We start from the raw sequence: 19,626 nt of genomic DNA, 5'->3' as shown, positions 1-19,626 counted from the left end.
CTCAACAAAAAGGCTTCCACATGGGAAGCCTTAGTCTATTCTGTGATTCGAATTTTACAGCTTGTCAGTTAGCTCGATTGCTTGACCGATGTAGTTCGCTGGAGTCATCTCTTTTAAACGAACTTTTTCGTCTTCAGGGATCTCAAGACCATCGATAAATGCACGCATGCCTTCGCCATCTACACGTTTACCACGAGTTAGCTCTTTCAGCTTCTCGTATGGCTTCTCGATGCCGTAACGACGCATTACTGTTTGTACTGGTTCAGCCAATACTTCCCAGTTTTTGTCTAGCTCAGCAAGTAGCGCAGCGCGGTTAACTTCTAGCTTGCTAATACCTTTCAGAGTCGAAGTGTATGCAATGATAGCGTAGCCAACACCAACACCTAGGTTACGAAGAACCGTAGAGTCAGTAAGGTCACGCTGCCAGCGAGAAACTGGAAGTTTTTGTGCTAGGTGGCTAAATACTGCGTTCGCTAGACCAAGGTTGCCTTCAGAGTTTTCGAAGTCAATTGGGTTAACTTTGTGCGGCATTGTAGAAGAACCGATTTCGCCAGCAATAGTCTTCTGCTTGAAGTGACCAAGAGCGATGTAGCCCCAAACGTCACGGTCGAAGTCTAGAAGGATTGTGTTGAAACGAGCAATAGCATCGAATAGCTCAGCGATGTAATCGTGAGGTTCGATTTGAGTTGTGTACGGGTTCCAAGTTACGCCAAGAGATTCAGTGATGAACTCTTCGCTGAACTGGTGCCATTCAACTTCTGGGTATGCAGAAAGGTGTGCGTTGTAGTTACCTACAGCACCGTTGATTTTCGCTAGGATCTCAACGTTTTCGATTTGCTTGTATTGACGTTCCATACGGTACGCAACGTTAGCCATCTCTTTACCCATTGTAGAAGGAGAAGCTGGCTGACCGTGTGTGCGAGACAGTAATGGAATATCACGGTACTCGTTCGCAAGTGCTTTGATAGCATCAATTACGTTACGGATTTCTGGAAGAATCACGGTATCACGAGCTTCTTTAAGCATAAGCGCGTGAGAGGTGTTGTTGATGTCTTCAGAAGTACATGCAAAGTGAATAAATTCGTTTACAGCGTGAAGTTCAGGAACGCCAGCAACTTTCTCTTTCAAGAAGTACTCAACCGCTTTAACGTCGTGGTTAGTCGTGCGCTCGATTTCTTTGATACGTAGAGCATCTTCTTCACTGAAGTTAGCTGCTAGTTCATCAAGAAACTGGTTAGCTTCTGCACTGAACGCTGGTACTTCTTTGATTGCATCTGTAGCTGCAAGCTTTTGTAACCAACGAACTTCAACGATAGAGCGGTACTTTAGTAGGCCAAACTCACTAAAGATGCTGCGTAATGCAACAGTCTTGCTTCCGTAACGGCCGTCTACTGGTGAAACAGCAGTCAATGCTGACAGTTCCATGGTGTTCTCCTGAATTGAGTTTTCTAAATTTTGAGAGGTTTATACCAGTAACAATCTCAATTGTCACGCATATTGCGCAATCGTTTGCGTGAGAGTTGTGTTGATACAAAAAACAAGCTCGCGACCAGGCGCGAGCTAATAAATTACATGCGAGCTAGCAGGATTTGAGCCTGCTCGATCATCTTCTTGCGACCGAAGATAAGGTGGCGACGTTTACCGCCAACTTGACGCCATAACACAGCGCTTCGAATTCCAGATAGAAGGAGTGCGCGGACCTTATGTTGGCTCGACGTCTGTTGAAGTACAGCTGGCGTACCAGAAACCTGAATACGCGGGCCGATAGGGCTCACCACATCAAGGTAGATGCTCGCTAGGTTGCTGATCATTTGCTCGTCAAACAGATCAAAGTGTTCAGTTTGACGTTCTGCAGTTTGAATGCGATCGCCAAGCTGAGACATCGAGTCGTTACGAGAAGATAGCTTACGCTCAAGTGCCATCAAGCTGATAATGTAACGAGTAATATCGCTACCAGCTGGAGTACTATCGATACCTTTTACTAAGCACTCAAGGCCAAGCTTTAGGTTCGCTTCACGCCCAAATACGCCCACGGTGTTCGCTGGGTTGGTATTTAAAATGGCACTGAGTGAAGCTTCGAAGGCATCTTTATCACAATGGCCGTCTTTCGCTACTTGTTGAACCAAAGCCACAGCTTGGCAAATTCCAGCGAAAGCAATAGTACGGTCATAAAGTGTATTAGCCACGTAGTAACTCCTAAATTGTCTTCTATTGTTTGTGGTTCGTTTTATTGGTTAGATGCGCTTTTCAATGATACCACCACCAAGACATACGTTGTCTAGGTAGAACACTGCTGATTGACCTGGGGTCACTGCAATTTGTGGTTCGTCAAAAATAACCTTAATGTTTTCATCATCAATTGGGATGATTGTACAAGGAATATCGGTCTGACGGTAACGTGTTTTTACCGTGCACGTCATAACTTCAGTAATTGGTGTGCGATTTACCCAATGAAGCTGAGAAGCGATCAAACCTTCTGATTTTAGAAGAGGGTGGTCTTTACCTTGTACCGCTATCAGGACATTACGCTTAAGATCTTTTTCACCAACAAACCATGGTTCTTCATTACCGCCGCCACCTTTAGTGCCGCCGATATGTAGACCTTTACGCTGACCTAGCGTGTGGTACATCAAACCTTGGTGTTGACCAATCACTTGGCCTTCTGGTGTCTCGATGTTACCCGGTTGAGCGGGTAGGTATTTGCCTAGGAACTCAGTGAACTTACGCTCACCAATGAAGCAGATACCTGTTGAATCTTTTTTCTTCGCAGTGATCAAGTCTTGCTCTTCAGCAATGCGTCGCACTTCTGGCTTCTCTAATTCACCCACAGGGAATAGGCTGCGTGCCACTTGATCTGAGCTTAGCGTATAAAGGAAATAGCTTTGGTCTTTATTGCCGTCTAGGCCACGTAGCATTTCTGGTTTTACGCCAGCATCAAGCTCTTCTTGAGTTGGGAAAGTACGACGAACGTAGTGACCCATCGCAATGTAGTCTGCGTCTAGGACTTCATCCGCAAACTCTAAGAATGCTTTGAATTTGATTTCTTTGTTACAAAGAATATCTGGGTTCGGAGTACGACCTGCTTTATATTCAGCAAGGAAGTATTCAAATACATTGTCCCAGTATTCTGCAGCAAAGTTGATAGTGTGAAGGTGGATACCTAGTTTGTCACATACCGCTTGAGCATCAGCAAGATCTTCAGCAGCCGTGCAGTATTCTTCGTTATCGTCTTCTTCCCAGTTTTTCATGAAAAGGCCTTCTACCTGATAGCCTTGTTGCTGAAGAAGATACGCCGATACTGACGAATCTACACCGCCGGACATACCGACAATTACTTTCTTTTCGCTGTTTCCAGAGCTGATATCTGACATGTCTAAACACCGTTACTATTACTTGGTCGCAGATTCTAACAGAAAGAGAAACGCCGTGACAGATCCGAGACTGGAATCACAGTTTCATTTGCACAAATAGTGCGCTGACTTCGTTAGAGAATCGCATGAACGCGAGGAGACTCGCTAGGATGTCAGATCTATATGTGGCATAGTCGCTCAAAACCCAAGACCTGAGATGAAAAATGTCTGAACAAAATGAGTTTATGCAAGAAGAGCAGTTGATCGAGATTATCGAAAACCAACTTGAAGACGGCCAACCCGTGAAAGTGAAAGAGACGTTGATGCGTTTAATGATGACAGGTACTCCTCGTGAAGAGGCGATTGCGGCTATGGCATGTGCACTGGCTATTGAAGTATTTGATGTAATGAAAAACGGTGCAGAGTTTAATCAAAAACGTTACGCCGAGCATTTAGGCATGCTGCCTGATCTAAGCTTTATGGAAGGCGAATAAAAAAATAACGTAGCAAACGTTTGCTATAGTTTGAAAGATTGCCGCGTTAAATATAGCGCGGTAGAATCCGCCACCTATTTCCCCTTGACTTAGACTAGCCCTATGAAATTCCCTGGACAACGTAAATCAAAGCACTATTTTCCGGTTCACGCTCGTGACCCTTTAGTAAGCCAAGCTCAAACGAGCAAAAGAATGTCACGTACCCATATTATCGGTATTGACCAAACTTTGGTGGATATTGAAGCAAAGGTGAGTTCTGAGCTAATCGAAAAATATGGCTTAAGTAAGGGACACTCTTTGGTTATTGGTGATGAAGCTGCTGAATCTTTGTATCAAGAATTAAAAGAACAGTGCCTGATCACTAATGAATACGCAGGTGGCACAATTGGTAATACATTACACAACTACTCAGTATTGGCGGATGACCGTTCAACACTATTGGGTGTAATGAGCCAAGATATTAAAATTGGTAGCTACGGTTACCGCTATTTATGTAATACATCAAGCAGAATGGATCTGAACCATTTACAAGGGGTAGATGGCGCAATTGGTCGCTGCTTTGCATTAATTACAGAAGATGGTGAACGTACTTTCGCAATTAGCGAAGGACAAATGAACCAATTAAAACCAGAAAGCATTCCTGAGAAAATTTTCAAAAGTGCTTCTGCTTTAGTATTAACGGCGTATTTAGTTCGTTGTAAACCAGGTGACCCTATGCCTGAAGCAACAATGAAAGCTATTGAGTACGCGAAGAAATACGATGTACCTGTTGTTTTAACGCTTGGTACTAAATTCGTTATTCAAGATGATCCAGAGTTTTGGAAAGATTTCCTTGAACAACATGTAACCGTTGTTGCAATGAACGAAGACGAAGCTGAAGCATTAACTGGTGAAAGCGATCCTCTAGCTGCTTCAGACAAAGCACTAGATTGGGTAGACTTAGTTCTATGTACAGCAGGCCCTGTGGGCTTGTTTATGGCGGGTTACACAGAAGATGCAGTGAAGCGTGAAACATCATTACCGTTGTTACCAGGCTCGATTGCTGAATTTAACCGTTATGAGTTTAGTCGTCCCGCACATAAAGATTTATGTGAAAATCCAACGAAAATCTATTCGCATATCGCACCTTACATGGGCGGCCCAGAAAAGATTAAGAATACTAATGGTGCCGGTGATGCTGCGTTGTCTGCTCTATTACATGATATGGCCGCTAATAAGTACCATAAAGAAAATGTGCCTAACTCAAGTAAGCATCAGCATTCATTCTTGACGTATTCTTCTTTCTCACAAGTTTGTAAATATTCAAACCGCGCAAGTTATGAAGTATTAGTTCAGCACTCGCCACGATTATCTCGAGGCCTTCCTGAAAGAGAAGATAGTCTAGAAGAAGCGTACTGGGAAAGATAAGGCATTTTTTTGATTTATATTTCACTATTAGAAATATAAAAAAGGCTCCGAAAGGAGCCTTTTTTGTTTCTGAATATATTGAAGCCGTAAATAATACTTTAGTCGACTTAAATATTAATTCTATTGCTTAGTGGGTTATTGATTATTCACTTAGCAAACTCGATGCCTTAAAGAGCAAACTCTTCTAGAGATTTACCAGCATCTAGTTGTTCTTGGATAGCTGAAGGCGTACGGCCTTGACCTGTCCAAGTTTTTTCGTCGCCATTCGCGTCTACGTATTTGTATTTCGCAGGGCGAGGAGCACGTTTAGATTTTGTTGTTTTAGATTTTGCTTCACCAGAAAGTGCAGCAATAAGATCGGCAACATCGATTCCGTCTTTTGCAATTTGTTCTGCGATAGCAGAAAGCTTAGCTTCTTGCTCTGCTTTTGCTGCGCGTTCTTCAGCTTCAGACTCTTGACGTTCTTGTACAACAATAGTCAGCTTGTCTAGCGCTTCTTCAAGTTGCTCAAGAGTTAATTCACGTGAGAACGCACGAAGGCTACGGATATTTAATAGAGTTTTTGTTAATTCAGACATGATATTTCCCATCAAGGTAAACTAAATAATCCTCCTAATAATAAACAGAGCCTAAGAATAAAACAAATAGTATTTCTTCTATTAGTTATTTAAATAAGAAAATGAGACGAGTGTTTTAAGATGAAAAGATAGACTTCTAATGAACTTATAATAACTATTAAGAATATCTTAAAAAAAACAGGTGATATCTGATATGTGTTAAGTGGAGTAATCCGTAAAAGTTGACTATTCTTCTATTGATTACTTCATTAACAAAAAGCTTATTTTTCTCGGAATGATATGTTGCATTGTTGCTCTTGATGGGTACAATTGCGGCCACCTGATGCGGTGCTTTGGTTAATCTGTTGTTAAACTCTGGTTTACACGGTTAATAATGTTACCGCACGTAGAGGTGCAATTATAAAGAGTAGTTTTCGTTGGGGTGATGCCAATGAACGGGAATGAAAGGTGTAATTGCCGAAGTAAATTGTATATCTAAGCAATTTGCTGGGGTTGTGCTTAATAGGTACAACACTGCCATAGTCTTAATTTTAAACTATGGAGCGCTACTGTAGGGTTGGGTGAAGTGTTCACTTCCCTTTCGCTTAGTTCAACATGAGCTTGATAAGCCGTATCAAGTTTATCTGCAGTAGATCTCTAGCCAAATAAAAAACTGGTTTTTGAAGATCATGAATTTAATAGATTTTGCAACATCGCCTTTATCGCTGCTTCCTCCCTTGGTTGCCTTGACTCTTGCTATTGTTACCCGCCGTGTATTAGTTTCCTTGGGTGTCGGTATTGTTATGGGTGCGATTCTACTTGCTGACTACTCAGTAGGTAACGCAGCTAGCTACGTCTTTACTAAAGTATCTGGTGTTTTCATCGAAGATGGTGGCATTAACACTTGGAACATGAGCATTGTCGCTTTCCTAATTATTCTTGGAATGACAACGGCATTATTAACACTATCTGGCGGTACTCGCGCATTCGCTGAGTGGGCACAGTCTCGTGTTAAGAGCAAACGTGGTTCTAAACTACTTGCTGCATTCTTAGGTGTATTCATCTTTGTGGATGATTACTTCAACAGCTTAGCGGTAGGTGCTATCTCTCGCCCTGTAACTGACCGCTTCTACGTATCTCGCGCTAAGCTAGCTTATATCCTAGACTCAACTGCTGCTCCTATGTGTGTGATCATGCCTGCTTCTAGCTGGGGTGCTTACATTATTACTATCATTGGTGGCATCTTAGTGACACACGGTGTGACAGAGTATTCTGCACTGGGTGCTTACGTTCGCCTTATCCCAATGAACTTCTACGCTGTGTTCGCGCTATTAATGGTGTTTGCTGTTGCGTGGTTTGGTTTAGATGTTGGTAAAATGCGCGAGCATGAGATTGAAGCTTCTCAAGGCCGTGGCTTTGAAGGCGACAATGATCAAAAGCAAGCGCACGATCTAAACGAAGAGCTGGATATTCAAGAGAGCGAAAACGGTTCTGTTTCTGATCTCGTAATGCCAATCGTAGCGTTAATCGTAGCGACGGTTGCTGCAATGCTTTACACGGGTGGCCAAGCGCTTACTGCTGATGGTCAAGCATTCAACTTACTTGGCGCATTTGAAAATACGGATGTAGGTAAGTCTCTGGTTTACGGTGGTGTGATTGGTTTACTCGTTGCGCTAGCAACGGTATTCAAACAGAAACTACCTTTGGTTGATATCACAAGAACAATGTGGATTGGTGCAAGCTCAATGTTTGGCGCTATCCTTATCCTTGTATTTGCATGGACGATTGGTTCTGTTATTGGTGACATGAAAACAGGTTCGTACCTATCCTCTCTAGCAACAGGTAACATCGATTACCACTGGCTACCGGTTATCTTGTTCCTTCTTGCTGGCCTAATGGCGTTCTCGACAGGTACATCTTGGGGTACGTTCGGTATCATGTTACCGATTGCGGGTGACATGGCTGCAGCCTCTGACATCGCGCTAATCCTTCCTATGCTAAGTGCGGTTCTTGCGGGTTCTGTATTTGGTGATCACTGTTCTCCAATCTCGGATACAACGATTCTGTCTTCTACAGGTGCGCGTTGTAACCACATTGATCACGTATCGACTCAGCTCCCTTATGCGCTGTCTGTGGCGTTCGTATCGTGTATTGGTTTCATCACCCTAGGAATGACATCATCAACTGGCATTGCATTTGGCGCAGCGTCTCTAACGTTTGTTGCGGTATGTTTTGCATTGGCTTATTTCTCACGTTGTAAGATGGCAACGTGTAAAAGCTAATCATCATTTGATTGAATAATGAGAAGGGAGGCGTTTGCCTCCCTTTTTTTGTGTTCGTTAATTTAATTTTAAATTTCGTGAAAAAAGTTCGAATAAATGGTTGAAAAAGGGTGTCAGCTTAGTTAGTGTGGAGACAAGACAGCAAACAACCTAAGAGCTGATAAGTATGCGTAAATTAGTAATGAACATTCATCACCATCATCACCCTATCTAGTCTTTCGGGGAGATTTACGTATACCCGGGAGCAAGAATTCTCCCGGAGGTTAAGTCAAAGAATTTAGATTTAAACCCTCGGGACGACAAAGTCTTCCGAGGGTTTTTTAGTTTTAGCACTTTAAATAATCAATAAATTCAAATATTTGCACAGGGATATAGCAATGCAGACACAACGCCTAAGAATCGCAATTCAAAAGAAAGGTCGCTTAAGTAAAGAGTGCCAAGATCTACTTAAAAAATGTGGTGTGAAATTTAACATCATGGGTGAGCGCTTAGTTGTTCATTCACTAAATATGCCAATCGACTTGTTACTCGTTCGTGATGACGACATCCCAGGCCTTATCATGGATGGTGTGGTTGACCTTGGTTTTATCGGTGAGAATGAACTAGAAGAAGTTCGCCTAGACCGCGTTGCTTTAAAAGAGCCATCAGAGTTTCGTACACTACGTCGTTTAGACTTCGGTGGTTGCCGCCTTTCTATCGCAATCAACAAAGATGAAGAATACAACGGCCCACAAGACCTAGCGGGCAAACGTATTGCGACAACTTACCCACAATTACTAAAAGCCTACATGGACGAGCAGGGTGTTGAATTCAGCGCTTGTATGCTAACTGGCTCAGTTGAAGTTGCGCCACGTGCTGGTCTAGCAGACGCTATCGCCGATTTAGTTTCTACAGGTGCAACGCTAGAAGCAAACGGTCTAAAGGAAGCAGAGGCTATCTTCCAATCTAAAGCAACACTGATTCAACGTGTTGGTGATTTCGATGCAGACAAAACGGCATTAATTGAAAAACTACTGACTCGTATGCAGGGTGTTCAACAAGCGAAAGAGTCGAAGTACATCATGCTTCACGCACCAACGTCTCAGCTAGAGCAAATCAAAGCACTACTGCCTGGTGCTGAAGATCCAACGGTTCTCCCTTTATCAACAGACAAAGACAAAGTTGCCGTTCACCTAGTAAGTACAGAGAACTTGTTCTGGGAAACTATGGAACAGCTGAAAGAGTTGGGTGCAAGCTCGATTCTAGTATTACCAATCGAAAAAATGATGGGGTAGTGACGATGAGAACCGTTGTTTGGCAATCTTTAAGTGAATCACAGCAAGACTCGGTATTAGAGCGTCCAGCTATTACTGAAGGTGCAAACATCACAGCGACTGTTTCTGATGTTATTGCAAAAGTACGAAATGAAGGCGATGCCGCACTTAAGGAACTGACTGAAAAGTTCGATCGTGTGACTCCAGAATCCATTCGAGTCAACTCGACTGAGATTGAAGAGGCATGTGCTCGTTTAACACCAGAAATGAAGCAAGCGTTAGAGCAAGCTTATAGCAATATTGCTAAGTTTCACGAAGCTCAGAAGCCGCAGCCAATTAAGGTTGAAACACAGCCTGGTGTTGTGTGTGAGCAGGTGACGCGCGCGATTAATACTGTTGGACTTTATATTCCGGGTGGTAGCGCGCCACTTCCGTCAACGGTTCTTATGTTAGGTGTACCTGCTCAAATTGCGGGTTGTCGTAAGGTTGTGCTTTGCTCACCTCCGCCAATTGCTGATGAAAATCTTGTATGTCGCTAATCTTTGTAAAATCGATGAGGTTTACAATGTTGGTGGTGGTCAAGCCGTTGCTGCCATGGCTTATGGTACAGAGAGTGTTGCTAAGGTCGATAAGATTTTCGGTCCAGGTAACGCTTACGTAACGGAAGCGAAACGCCAAGTAAGTAACGATTTCCGTGGCGCTGCGATTGATATGCCGGCAGGCCCATCTGAAGTGTTAGTGATTGCAGACGAAACTGCGGATGCTGACTTCATTGCTGCAGATCTACTGAGCCAAGCGGAACACGGACCAGATTCACAAGTTGTGTTAGTCACACCATCGCCAGTTGTTGCCGACCAAGTAACCGATGCGGTTCAGAAGCAACTGAAAGAACTGTCTCGTGCGAACATCGCTCAGCAAGCATTGGCTTCAAGCCTAATCATCATTGCTGAATCGATCACTCAAGCGATTGCGATTTCGAACTTCTACGGTCCGGAGCACTTGATTGTTCAGACTAAGAACCCACGTGAATTGCTGCCGTTGCTAGACAATGCAGGGTCAATCTTCCTTGGTGACTGGTCTCCAGAGTCTGCAGGTGATTATGCATCAGGTACAAACCACGTTCTTCCGACTTACGGCTATACCAAAACCTATTCAAGTTTAGGTTTGGCTGATTTCTCTAAGCGTATGACAGTACAAGAGTTAACAGCCGATGGCTTAAAAGGCCTAGCCCCAACGGTAGTAACCATGGCGGAAGCCGAAGGCTTGGATGCACACAAACGTGCTGTGACTATCCGAGTTGAAAAAATTAAATCGAGTTGAAACGTTAAATAAAGCGAAATAAGGGTAGAGCATGGAAAAGTTAGCAAGAAAGCAAATTCAGGCTCTGACACCTTATTTGTCTGCAAGACGCATTGGCGGTAGCGGAGATGTATGGTTGAACGCCAATGAATCTCCGTTTGATAACGAGTACAGCCTAAATCTGACTCGACTTAACCGCTACAGCGAGTGCCAGCCTAAAGAGCTGATCGATGCTTATGCTCAATACGCTGGCGTGACATCAGAGCAAACGCTGACAACGCGCGGTGCTGACGAAGGTATCGAGCTTTTGATTCGTGCGTTCTGTGAGCCAAACGAAGATGCAATTCTTTACTGTCCACCGACTTACGGTATGTATGCGATCAGTGCCGAAACCATTGGTGTCGAACGTAAAGTGGTGCCTCTAACTTCTGAATGGCAATTGGATCTTCCTGCTATTGAAGCTCAACTCGACAACGTAAAAGTTGTCTTTGTTTGCAGCCCAAATAACCCAACAGGTAACTTAGTTAACCGTAAAGACATCATTAAACTGCTTGAGATGACTCAAGACAAAGCGATTGTGGTGATGGATGAAGCGTATATCGACTTCTGCCCTGAAGCGTCAACGGTCGATTTGCTTGCTCAATATCCGAACTTAGCGATTTTGCGTACTCTTTCCAAAGCTTTTGCATTAGCGGGACTACGCTGTGGCTTTACGCTAGCGAATAAAGCGCTTATCGATGTACTGTTGAAAGTGATTGCTCCTTATCCAGTGCCAATTCCTGTTGCTGACATAGCTGTTCAAGCACTTTCAGATCAAGGACTAGCGCGCGCTAAGTTCCAAGTTCTGGATTTAAGTGCTAACCGAGCGTATTTGCAAGCGGGTCTATTAGGCATGCCTCAAGTAACGGTATTTGATGGTTGGGGTAAACTACCTACTGGTGAAATTCCCGAACGGCGATGAGTTATTTAAAGCAGCTTGGGATACGGGCATCATTTTGCGTAATTCGCCAATTGAAGATTGTGTTCGTATTAGTATTGGTAACCGCGAAGAGTGCGAAAAGACACTTGGATTCATTCGTAAACTTTTTTCAGTAACGAAGGCTTACCAGTAATCACATTGGCCAGTTGTGTTTAATCAACATAACTGGCAATGAATCAGACATTTGGGTTAGCGGTTGATTTTAGCTAGGCCACCAGATTTAAAATTAAAAGGAAGTTCAAGTAGAATAAAAGATACAAGAGTTCAATGATAAAAAAGAAATTTTAGGGACAAAAGGCCAGTCGACTTTCAAGTAGACGTTTTAGATAAGCTAATTCGAACCGCTAGTGATTCCTAGCCTGCTTGCTTTGAAGATGCTGGCTACCGCTTAGTGATGGTGACTAACCAAGATGGTTTAGTACGGATAGCTACCCACAGAAGAATTCGATGCTCCGCATAATATGATGATGGAGTTCTTCGAATCTCAAGGCGTTAAGTTTGACGATGTGCTTTATTTGTCCTCACTTTGACGAAGACAACTGCTCTTGCCGTAAGCCTAAACTGGGTATGGTTAAAGAATACCTACAAGGCGGCAAAGTCGACTTCCAACACTCTGTTGTGATTGGCGACCGAATGACGGATCTTCAACTTGCTGAGAACATGGCAATTCGTGGTATCCAATACGGACCAGATGCGCAAACTGAGGGCACACTTAACTGGCCACAGATCGTTAAAGATCTAACGGTTAACGCTCGTGTGGCTGAAGTGGTTCGTACCACTAAAGAAACCGATATAAAGGTTGCAGTAAACCTTGATGAAACCGGTGGTAACAAGATCGATACAGGCATGGGTTTCTTCGACCACATGCTTGATCAAATCGCGACACACGGCGGTTTCCAAATGAACCTGACTGTGAAAGGCGATCTACACATTGATGACCACCACACAATCGAAGACACCGCGCTTGCGTTAGGCCAAGCTCTGAAAGATGCGCTAGGTGACAAACGTGGCATCGGTCGCTTTGGTTTCAGCCTGCCGATGGATGAGTGCTTGGCTCAGTGTGCGCTAGACCTTTCTGGTCGCCCATACCTTAAATTCGATGCTCAATTCAGCCGTGAACAAGTGTGGGTGATCTTTTCAACCGAGATGGTGGTTCACTTCTTCCGTTCTTTTAACCGATACACTGGCTTGTACACTACACCTTTCTTCTGCTGGCATAATGATCACCACATTATTGAGAGTCTGTTCAAAGCGTTTTGGCCGTACTCTCCGCCAAGCAATCAAAGTTGAAGGTAACGAGTTACCAAGCAGCAAAGGCGTTCTGTAAGGCTAACGTTAGCAAGGAAAAACAATGAAAGATCAAAAAGTCGTTATTATTGATACTGGTTGTGCCAACGTTTCCTCAGTGAAGTTTTGCTATTGCACGCCTGGGCTATGCCCGTTGAAAATTTCAAAAGAACCAAAAGTTGTTCTTGCTGCGGACAAGCTGTTCCTACCCGGTGTAGGTACAGCAAGTGAGGCAATGAAGAACTTGCAAGAGCGTGACCTTGTTAGCCTTGTGAAACAAGTAGAAGAAGCCCTCTGCTGGGTATCTGTTTTAGGTATGCAACTGTTAGGGCAAACTGTCTCAAGAGAAAGGCCAAAAAGCTGACGAGTTTAGTTGAATGCCTAGGATTTGTGTGATGGCGAAGTTCGTTTACTTGAAACGGGTGATTTACCATTACCACACATGGGTTGGAACACAGTAACCGCGACACCTAACCACCCTCTATTCAAAGATATTGAAGAGGGCGAGTACTTCTACTTTGTACACAGCTTCGCAATGCCAGTGGGTGACTACACAATCGCACAATTGTGATTACGGCAATCCGTTCACTGCCGCAGTGCAAAGTGGCAAACTATTATGGTGTTCAGTTCCCACCCAGAACGTTCGTCAAAAGCTGGCTCTAAGCTGATTCAGAACTTCTTGGAATTGTAATAAGGATTTAGGCAGCGGCTAACGTTGCCATATAAGGAATGTAAATGATTATTCCCGCGTTAGATTTAATTGAAGGCCAAGTAGTTCGCTTATTTCAAGGGGACTACGGGCAAGTAACAGAATACAAAGTCGATCCAGCAGAGCAGTTCAACCTGTATCACCAAGCTGGCGCTGGCTGGCTGGCACCTTGTTGACTTAACAGGTGCAAAAGATACTACTGCTCGCCAGTTAGATTTAATTGCTAAGCTACTGGCTAGCACACCTGCGAACATCCAGATTGGGTGGTGGCGTGCGTAACGAGCAAGATGTTGTTGATCTGCTAGAAGCTGGCGCACAGCGCGTTGTGGTTGGTTCTACAGCAGTTAAGCAACCTGAGTTAGTTAAAGGTTGGATGGAGAAGTACGGCGCGGAGAAAATCGTGCTGGCTCTGGACATCAACATTGACGAAATCGGCACACGTAAAGTGGCGATTTCAGGTTGGCAAGAAGATTCAGGCGTGACCATTGAAGCGCTAATTGAAGATTACCTCACGGTTGGCCTTAAACACGTTCTGTGTACTGATATTTCACGTGATGGCACGCTAGAAGGGTCAAACGTAGAGCTCTATGTCGATCTTTGTAAGCGGTACCCACAAGTGCAATTCCAATCATCGGGTGGCATTGGCAGCCTAGCTGATATCGAAGCACTGAAAGGCAGCGGCGTTGCGGGTGTGATTGTTGGTCGTGCACTGCTTGATGGCAAGTTCACTGCAGAGGAGGCATTTGCATGTTGGCAAAGCGAATAATCCCTTGTTTGGATGTCCGTGATGGACAAGTGGTTAAGGGCGTTCAATTCCGTAATCACGAAATTATTGGTGACATCGTTCCGCTAGCACAACCGCTACGCAGAAGAGGGCGCTGATGAATTAGTATTTTACGATATTACCGCATCAAGTGATGGCCGTGTGGTCGATAAAAGCTGGGTGAAACGCGTAGCAGAAGTGATTGATATTCCTTTCTGTGTGGCTGGTGGTATTAAGTCCGCGGAAGATGCAGCACGCATTCTTGAGTTTGGCGCCGATAAAGTATCCATCAACTCGCCTGCATTGGCTAAACCCACAGCTGATCACTGACCTAGCTGATAAGTTCGGCGTGCAGTGTATCGTTGTCGGTATCGATTCATACTTCGATAAAGAGACGGGTAAATATCAGGTTTACCAATTCACAGGCGATGAAGCGCGTTACCAAAGCAACCAAGTGGGAAACCAAAGATTTGGGTGCAGGAAGTACAGAAGCGTGGCGCCGGTGAGATCGTGTTAAACATGATGAACCAAGAATGGCGTTCGCAACGGCTATGATATCGACCAGTTAAACATGGTACGTTCAGTGTGTAATGTACCCCTGATTGCATCAGGTGGCGCAGGTGCGATGGAGCATTTTGCTGAAGCCTATAAAAAAACCAACGTGGACGGAGCACTTGCGGCTTCGGTATTCCACAAGCAAGTCATCAATATTGGTGAACTTAAACAGTATTTGAAACAACAAGATGTAGAGGTGCGACTATGAGTTTTGAACCCGTAAGCTTATCAAAAACAGAAGTAGGCGCATTGTCAGAGCGTATTGATTGGGAAAAAGTGGGTGGCTTAGTGCCAGCTATTGTTCAAGATTACCAATCTAGCCAAGTGCTGATGATGGGATACATGAACCCTGCAGCACTCGAGAAAACAGGCGAGACTGGCCAAGTGACGTTTTTCTCTCGCACCAAAGAGCTCTTTGGACGAAAGGTGAAACGTCGGGCAACGTATTGCAACTGCAAAACATTGCTTGGACTGTGACAGCGACACCTTACTGGTTAAAGTTAATCCCATTGGCCCAACATGCCACACTGGTACAACAACGTGCTGGGACGGAGACAAACAACAAGAGTCTCAGATGGTGTGGCTTCATCAGCTTGAGCAGCTACTGGCTGCCCGCAAGACGCCGATCCTGAATCTTCTATACTGCCAGCCTATATGCCCGTGGCACCAAGCGTTATTTCGCAAAAAGTGGGCGAAGAAGGCGTTGAAGTCGCGCTTGCGGCGACGTCGGGCGATAAGGCGGAGTTAGTGTGCGAATCTGCGGATTTGATTTACCACCTAATGGTTTCTTCTTCAAGACCAAGGCTTATCGATGAACGACGTGGGTAAATAAACTAAAAGAGCGCCATAAGTAAGCCCTCTTTAGATTAATAGAACCACGAAAAAGACAAACAAAAGCCCCGTAAACAAACATGTTTACGGGGCTTTTTTAATTGTTTAATTGTTTAATTGTTTAATTGTTTAATTGTTTAATTGTTTAATTGTTTAATTGTTTAATTGTTTAATTGTTTAATTGTTTAATTGTTTTAATTGTTTAATTGTTTAATTTTCAAGATTTCAAGATTCAAGATTTCAAGATTTCAAGATTTCAAGATTTCAAGATTTCGAGATTTTTTAAGTTCCTGCATCGCTTTTCTAACCTCTGACTTTACGTCATTCCGAGGAGCCTAAGCGACATCAGGAATCTCTTCTCTTAATCTGTCTACCCGCAGCACTTCTTGTATTTCTTACCACTGCCACAAATACACGGATCATTACGGCCGATTTTAAAGCTCTCAACGGTTTGATTTAAGCGTGGGTCAATTTCTGGTTGTGTAGTTTGTTCCTGCTCTGGGAAGGTACCATCAATGTAGTACCAAAGACCGTCTTCACGTATAAAGCGAGAGCGTTCTTGCATGCAGTATTGTTCATCGTCTTCATTGAAGTAAGCTTTAAATTCAACAAAGCCTTCGTTCTCATGTGAACCTGCAGCAGTACCAATGACTTCTAAACCTGCCCAATCACTATCTATGGATTCGGCTATACCTTCTCGTTGTGATTCTGCATTACAGCTAGGGTGGTAAGTAGCAACTACATAATCAACCAAACCAAGTACATGTGCAGAATAACGTGAGCGCATTAATTGTTCAGGCGTTTCAACGGCACCGTGGCTAAGTGTGCTATTTCGCAGCACTGTTGGTAATTGCTTTGCTGCATGGGCATCATAGTCAAATCCTGTAAAAATGGCCTCTATTAAGAGGCCATAAATGAATGCGTGGGAGTTTACCAAGAAACGATCGCTCACCAAAGCTGAGTTTCTATTGAAATCCTTGTGTAACGTGAGCTATTTCGAAGTAGAGCACAGCAGATCTTGAGTCCAAGAGGTTGCTTCGTCATAAGCTTGACCTAGCTCAGCTTCGTTGAGTTTGAGCAACTTACGGATGCGCGTTACTTCATCCCAGCGAGCTTGTTCATAAGCAATGACCATCGCCAAAATGGCACCTAGCACACCTTTACGTTGTATCAAGGCTTGTTTAATCTCATCATCGATCGGCACCGAGTCCAATACTTTTTCTAAAGGCAGATCGAATAGGGAGTCAAGCAGCGAAAACATGCCGGTTAAAAAGGCTTGTCCAGGCTCGACCTTAACGTTCATTTTTTTGACCAACAGCTCACATTGGCGTGCGCGTATCACGGCTAAACCATAGAGTGAGTCTGGCTTATCTTCTTTCGCGGATGCGATAGCAACCAGTGACACTAGCTTACGTAGTTTTTTGTTCACCAAGATAAACAAGCGCTTGGTGGAATGAACGAATCGGTGTTGATGAGCCACCAGCGGAGTTTACGTAAGAGAGCAGCTTATACGACATAGTCATATCAAGGGTAATCAAACGCTCTACTTCGGCAAAGTTGATAGGATCGTTGGCAATCTCTTTCAACAGTTGAACAATGGTTAAAAAAGCAGGGTTTAATGCGCGAGTTTGGATCATCTCCGGCTTACTGAAAAAGTAGCCTTGAAAATAGTTAAACCCGGCTTGGATTGCTTCTTGGTATTCTTCGTGAGTTCTACTTTCTCCGCTAGAAACTCGATATTCAAGTCTTTCAGAGTGTTCATGAACGTCGAAGCTTTAGCGATTGAGATCAAACGTATGTCGAATTTGATAATTGATACGTAAGGTAAGAAGCGTTTCCATGCTTTGCTAGGCACAAAGTCATCTAACGCGATCGTGTAACCCGCATCATAAATTGTGATGATGGCTTCTAGCAGTTCGTCTGTTGGCTCACAGTCTTCCAGTACCTCGACAACTAAGCTCTCTTTCGGAAATAGAGTCGGGACTAGGTTAACCAAGCTTGCATATGGAAAATTAACGAATCCAAGCTTATCGCCCAATGTATTATAGTGGGTAGATAAGAAGTGGTCGGAAAGCAAACGGCTAGTAGCGAGCTCCGGCTCTACTTCAGGGAAAGTGTTCTTAGGACCATCCCTAAATAGCAACTCGTAACCTATGGTCTTCTTGTCTGCATCGAGTATTGGTTGACGCGCTACGTATGAATATTTCAACTTGGTGTTGTGTTCGGTTTATTTTTGATAGACAAATAATAGCTAATTCAGGAGAAATTACCATATACAAGTGAAGAAAATCTGACCAATGATAATAATAAAAGTGAAAGTTTAAGCGTGATGCTAAAAGCGATTGCCAAACGCTCGATTCTGTAGTTCAAAACCTTGCGAGGTGAAGACCAGAACTGATCCCTGAGTATACCAATCACCAAGTACGATACGGGTTTTACTGCAATTGCTAGCACTGAATTTGTGTATGTTTGGGCGGTGAGTATGACCGTGGATCATCAAATCGACATTGTGTTGTGCCATCACATTTTCGACTTCTTGCTGTGTTACATCCATGATGTCGAGAGATTTGGTTTGCTTGTCATCTTTGATATCAGACTGAACCTTGGAGACAATTTTCTTTTTTAATAAAAAATGGAATTCTATTAAAGACCCATTGTAACCAGGGTTGATGAACTTTTTCGCGAAAGGCGAGGTACTTTACATCTTCGGTACACAGAGTATCACCATGCAATACCACCGCTTTTTGTCCGTAGACATCGATAGTTGAGACTTCATCTAGAAGTTGCACACCGGTTTGTTTCGCAAATTTTTTGCCAACTAAAAAGTCGCGGTTACCTTGTGTGAAATAACAAGGCACGCCAGTGTTAACTAAGTCTATAAACGTTTGGCGAATGGAATTCGCGAACTCACTCTTATCGTCATCACCAATCCAGAATTCGAAAAGGTCGCCTAACACGTAGAGTGCATCCGCTTCTACGGCCTCGTTCTTCATGAAGGTTAAGAAGCAGTCAGTGATGTCTTGTCGTGACGGAGCAAGATGTAGATCTGATATAAAATATGTTTTCATAGGTCTAAAAAAAGGGAGCGATTCGCTCCCTATATCCTGATTTTATCGGGTCATCAATAGTAATGATTAATACTAATCGAAAGCGATGAATTAAGCTTCGATTGTAGTGCCAGTGATGATCACTTCTTCTAGCGGTACATCTTGGTGCATACCCATAGAACCTGTGCTAACACCTTTGATCTTGTTTACGATGTCCATGCCTTCAACAACTTCTGCGAATACACAGTAGCCCCAACCGTCTAGGCTTTCGCTGCGGAAGTTTAGGAAAGAGTTGTCGTTAACGTTGATGAAGAACTGAGAGCTCGCTGAATGCGGTTCCATAGTACGAGCCATTGCTAGCGTACCCACTTTGTTCGCTAGGCCGTTGTTTGCTTCGTTCTTGATAGTCGCACGAGTTGTTTTTTCTTTAAGGCCAGAAGTCATGCCGCCGCCTTGAACCATGAAACCATCGATAACACGGTGGAATAGCGTGTTGTCGTAAAAACCGTCACGGCAATACTGTAGGAAGTTTGCGCTTGTTTCTGGTGCTTTTTCTTCGTTAAGTTGAACTTTGATGTCACCAAAATTTGGTGAAGGGATTCATTGTTTACCTTACTGTTTTTAATATGAAGTTCGAATTCTAGCGCATGTTGGCAGACTTTCAAATCACCAAATCATTAACTTAACTCGATTTGAGGTAATACCAATTGTAGTAAAATAACTGGCCATCCTAGCTTTAAAACACTTGATAACGTCGTTAGAAATTTTGAAATGTAGAATAACTACTTATCGAAACTTTTTGTCGAAAAGAGC

10 protein-coding genes, 9 pseudogenes, 1 riboswitch and 1 other annotated feature are annotated in these 19,626 nt (G+C 43.6%); of the genes and pseudogenes, 11 read left to right on the top strand and 8 right to left on the bottom strand.

Annotated elements, in window-relative coordinates; translation table 11 throughout:
* Window positions 1-54 precede the first annotated feature (54 nt).
* From purB to mnmA, 3 genes are all read right to left on the bottom strand, one after another.
* Window positions 55-1,425 carry an adenylosuccinate lyase gene (gene purB / locus K08M4_RS09660; protein WP_017109928.1) on the bottom strand — a complete coding sequence of 457 codons (1,371 nt, stop codon included), beginning with the start codon at window positions 1,423-1,425 and terminating at the stop codon, window positions 55-57.
* Window positions 1,426-1,568: 143 nt separating this feature from the next.
* Window positions 1,569-2,186 carry a high frequency lysogenization protein HflD gene (gene hflD, locus K08M4_RS09655; protein WP_009848813.1) on the bottom strand — a complete coding sequence of 206 codons (618 nt, stop codon included), beginning with the start codon at window positions 2,184-2,186 and terminating at the stop codon, window positions 1,569-1,571.
* A gap of 48 nt (window positions 2,187-2,234) precedes the next feature.
* Complete coding sequence (gene mnmA, locus K08M4_RS09650) at window positions 2,235-3,371, bottom strand: tRNA 2-thiouridine(34) synthase MnmA (protein ID WP_086049707.1); 1,137 nt, start codon at window positions 3,369-3,371, stop codon at window positions 2,235-2,237.
* A 203-nt stretch (window positions 3,372-3,574) separates the two neighbouring features.
* Between mnmA and K08M4_RS09645 the strand changes: the two genes are divergently transcribed.
* Complete coding sequence (locus K08M4_RS09645; RefSeq protein ID WP_004734567.1) at window positions 3,575-3,844, top strand: hypothetical protein; 270 nt, start codon at window positions 3,575-3,577, stop codon at window positions 3,842-3,844.
* Window positions 3,845-3,946: 102 nt separating this feature from the next.
* Window positions 3,947-5,251 carry an inosine/guanosine kinase gene (locus K08M4_RS09640; protein ID WP_009848810.1) on the top strand — a complete coding sequence of 435 codons (1,305 nt, stop codon included), beginning with the start codon at window positions 3,947-3,949 and terminating at the stop codon, window positions 5,249-5,251.
* A gap of 167 nt (window positions 5,252-5,418) precedes the next feature.
* Here the strand turns inward: K08M4_RS09640 and K08M4_RS09635 are convergent, their stop codons facing one another.
* Entirely contained in the window at window positions 5,419-5,829 is a 411-nt protein-coding gene (locus tag K08M4_RS09635; RefSeq protein WP_012604381.1) for an H-NS family histone-like protein, read from the bottom strand.
* Between the two features lie 378 nt (window positions 5,830-6,207).
* A riboswitch (Lysine riboswitch) is annotated at window positions 6,208-6,385 on the top strand.
* A gap of 112 nt (window positions 6,386-6,497) precedes the next feature.
* On the opposite strand from K08M4_RS09635, the gene K08M4_RS09630 reads away from it, so the two are divergent.
* The 9 genes and pseudogenes from K08M4_RS09630 to hisIE all read left to right on the top strand — a co-directional run bounded on the left by K08M4_RS09630 (window position 6,498) and on the right by hisIE (window position 15,789).
* Entirely contained in the window at window positions 6,498-8,090 is a 1,593-nt protein-coding gene (locus tag K08M4_RS09630; protein WP_086049706.1) for a Na+/H+ antiporter NhaC family protein, read from the top strand.
* Between the two features lie 189 nt (window positions 8,091-8,279).
* Window positions 8,280-8,415 (top strand) — a sequence feature (His leader region).
* Between the two features lie 52 nt (window positions 8,416-8,467).
* Window positions 8,468-9,364 (top strand): ATP phosphoribosyltransferase, encoded by an 897-nt coding sequence (gene hisG / locus K08M4_RS09625; RefSeq protein ID WP_029223133.1) that lies wholly within the window; start codon window positions 8,468-8,470, stop codon window positions 9,362-9,364.
* A pseudogene (gene hisD, locus K08M4_RS09620) lies at window positions 9,364-10,663 on the top strand (histidinol dehydrogenase). Before hisG ends, hisD begins: the two are co-directional and overlap by 1 nt.
* Window positions 10,664-10,694: 31 nt before the next feature.
* Window positions 10,695-11,754: pseudogene (gene hisC / locus K08M4_RS09615) on the top strand (histidinol-phosphate transaminase).
* A gap of 371 nt (window positions 11,755-12,125) precedes the next feature.
* Entirely contained in the window at window positions 12,126-12,911 is a 786-nt protein-coding gene (locus K08M4_RS09610; protein ID WP_232460243.1) for an HAD hydrolase-like protein, read from the top strand.
* Window positions 12,912-12,972: 61 nt separating this feature from the next.
* A pseudogene (gene hisH, locus K08M4_RS09605) lies at window positions 12,973-13,599 on the top strand (imidazole glycerol phosphate synthase subunit HisH).
* 44 nt (window positions 13,600-13,643) lie between these two features.
* Window positions 13,644-14,383: pseudogene (hisA, locus tag K08M4_RS09600) on the top strand (1-(5-phosphoribosyl)-5-[(5-phosphoribosylamino)methylideneamino]imidazole-4-carboxamide isomerase).
* Window positions 14,365-15,143 (top strand): annotated as a pseudogene (gene hisF / locus K08M4_RS09595) (imidazole glycerol phosphate synthase subunit HisF). The pseudogenes hisA and hisF overlap by 19 nt, the downstream one beginning before the upstream one ends.
* Window positions 15,140-15,789: pseudogene (hisIE, locus tag K08M4_RS09590) on the top strand (bifunctional phosphoribosyl-AMP cyclohydrolase/phosphoribosyl-ATP diphosphatase HisIE). Before hisF ends, hisIE begins: the two co-directional pseudogenes overlap by 4 nt.
* Before the next feature lie 347 nt (window positions 15,790-16,136).
* Here the strand turns inward: hisIE and K08M4_RS09585 are convergent.
* From K08M4_RS09585 to K08M4_RS09570, 4 genes and pseudogenes are all read right to left on the bottom strand, one after another.
* A pseudogene (locus K08M4_RS09585) lies at window positions 16,137-16,639 on the bottom strand (YchJ family protein).
* 118 nt (window positions 16,640-16,757) lie between these two features.
* Window positions 16,758-17,975: pseudogene (locus K08M4_RS09580) on the bottom strand (EAL and HDOD domain-containing protein).
* A gap of 123 nt (window positions 17,976-18,098) precedes the next feature.
* Window positions 18,099-18,834: pseudogene (lpxH, locus tag K08M4_RS09575) on the bottom strand (UDP-2,3-diacylglucosamine diphosphatase).
* 90 nt (window positions 18,835-18,924) lie between these two features.
* On the bottom strand, window positions 18,925-19,413 hold the full coding sequence (locus K08M4_RS09570) for a peptidylprolyl isomerase (protein WP_086049711.1): 489 nt from the start codon (window positions 19,411-19,413) through the stop codon (window positions 18,925-18,927).
* Window positions 19,414-19,626 lie beyond the last annotated feature (213 nt).

The organism is Vibrio syngnathi (genome assembly GCF_002119525.1).
Taxonomy (GTDB): domain Bacteria; phylum Pseudomonadota; class Gammaproteobacteria; order Enterobacterales; family Vibrionaceae; genus Vibrio; species Vibrio syngnathi.
This window is presented reverse-complemented; position numbering and strand designations above follow the sequence as displayed.

Excerpts from the sequence above, each read along its gene's own strand:
- purB (WP_017109928.1), bottom strand. The coding sequence starts at position 1,425 with ATGGAACTGTCAGCATTGACTGCTGTTTCACCAGTAGACGGCCGTTAC.
- mnmA (WP_086049707.1), bottom strand. The coding sequence starts at position 3,371 with ATGTCAGATATCAGCTCTGGAAACAGCGAAAAGAAAGTAATTGTCGGT.
- K08M4_RS09645 (WP_004734567.1), top strand. The coding sequence starts at position 3,575 with ATGTCTGAACAAAATGAGTTTATGCAAGAAGAGCAGTTGATCGAGATT.
- K08M4_RS09640 (WP_009848810.1), top strand. The coding sequence starts at position 3,947 with ATGAAATTCCCTGGACAACGTAAATCAAAGCACTATTTTCCGGTTCAC.
- K08M4_RS09635 (WP_012604381.1), bottom strand. The coding sequence starts at position 5,829 with ATGTCTGAATTAACAAAAACTCTATTAAATATCCGTAGCCTTCGTGCG.
- K08M4_RS09630 (WP_086049706.1), top strand. The coding sequence starts at position 6,498 with ATGAATTTAATAGATTTTGCAACATCGCCTTTATCGCTGCTTCCTCCC.
- hisG (WP_029223133.1), top strand. The coding sequence starts at position 8,468 with ATGCAGACACAACGCCTAAGAATCGCAATTCAAAAGAAAGGTCGCTTA.
- K08M4_RS09610 (WP_232460243.1), top strand. The coding sequence starts at position 12,126 with ATGTGCTTTATTTGTCCTCACTTTGACGAAGACAACTGCTCTTGCCGT.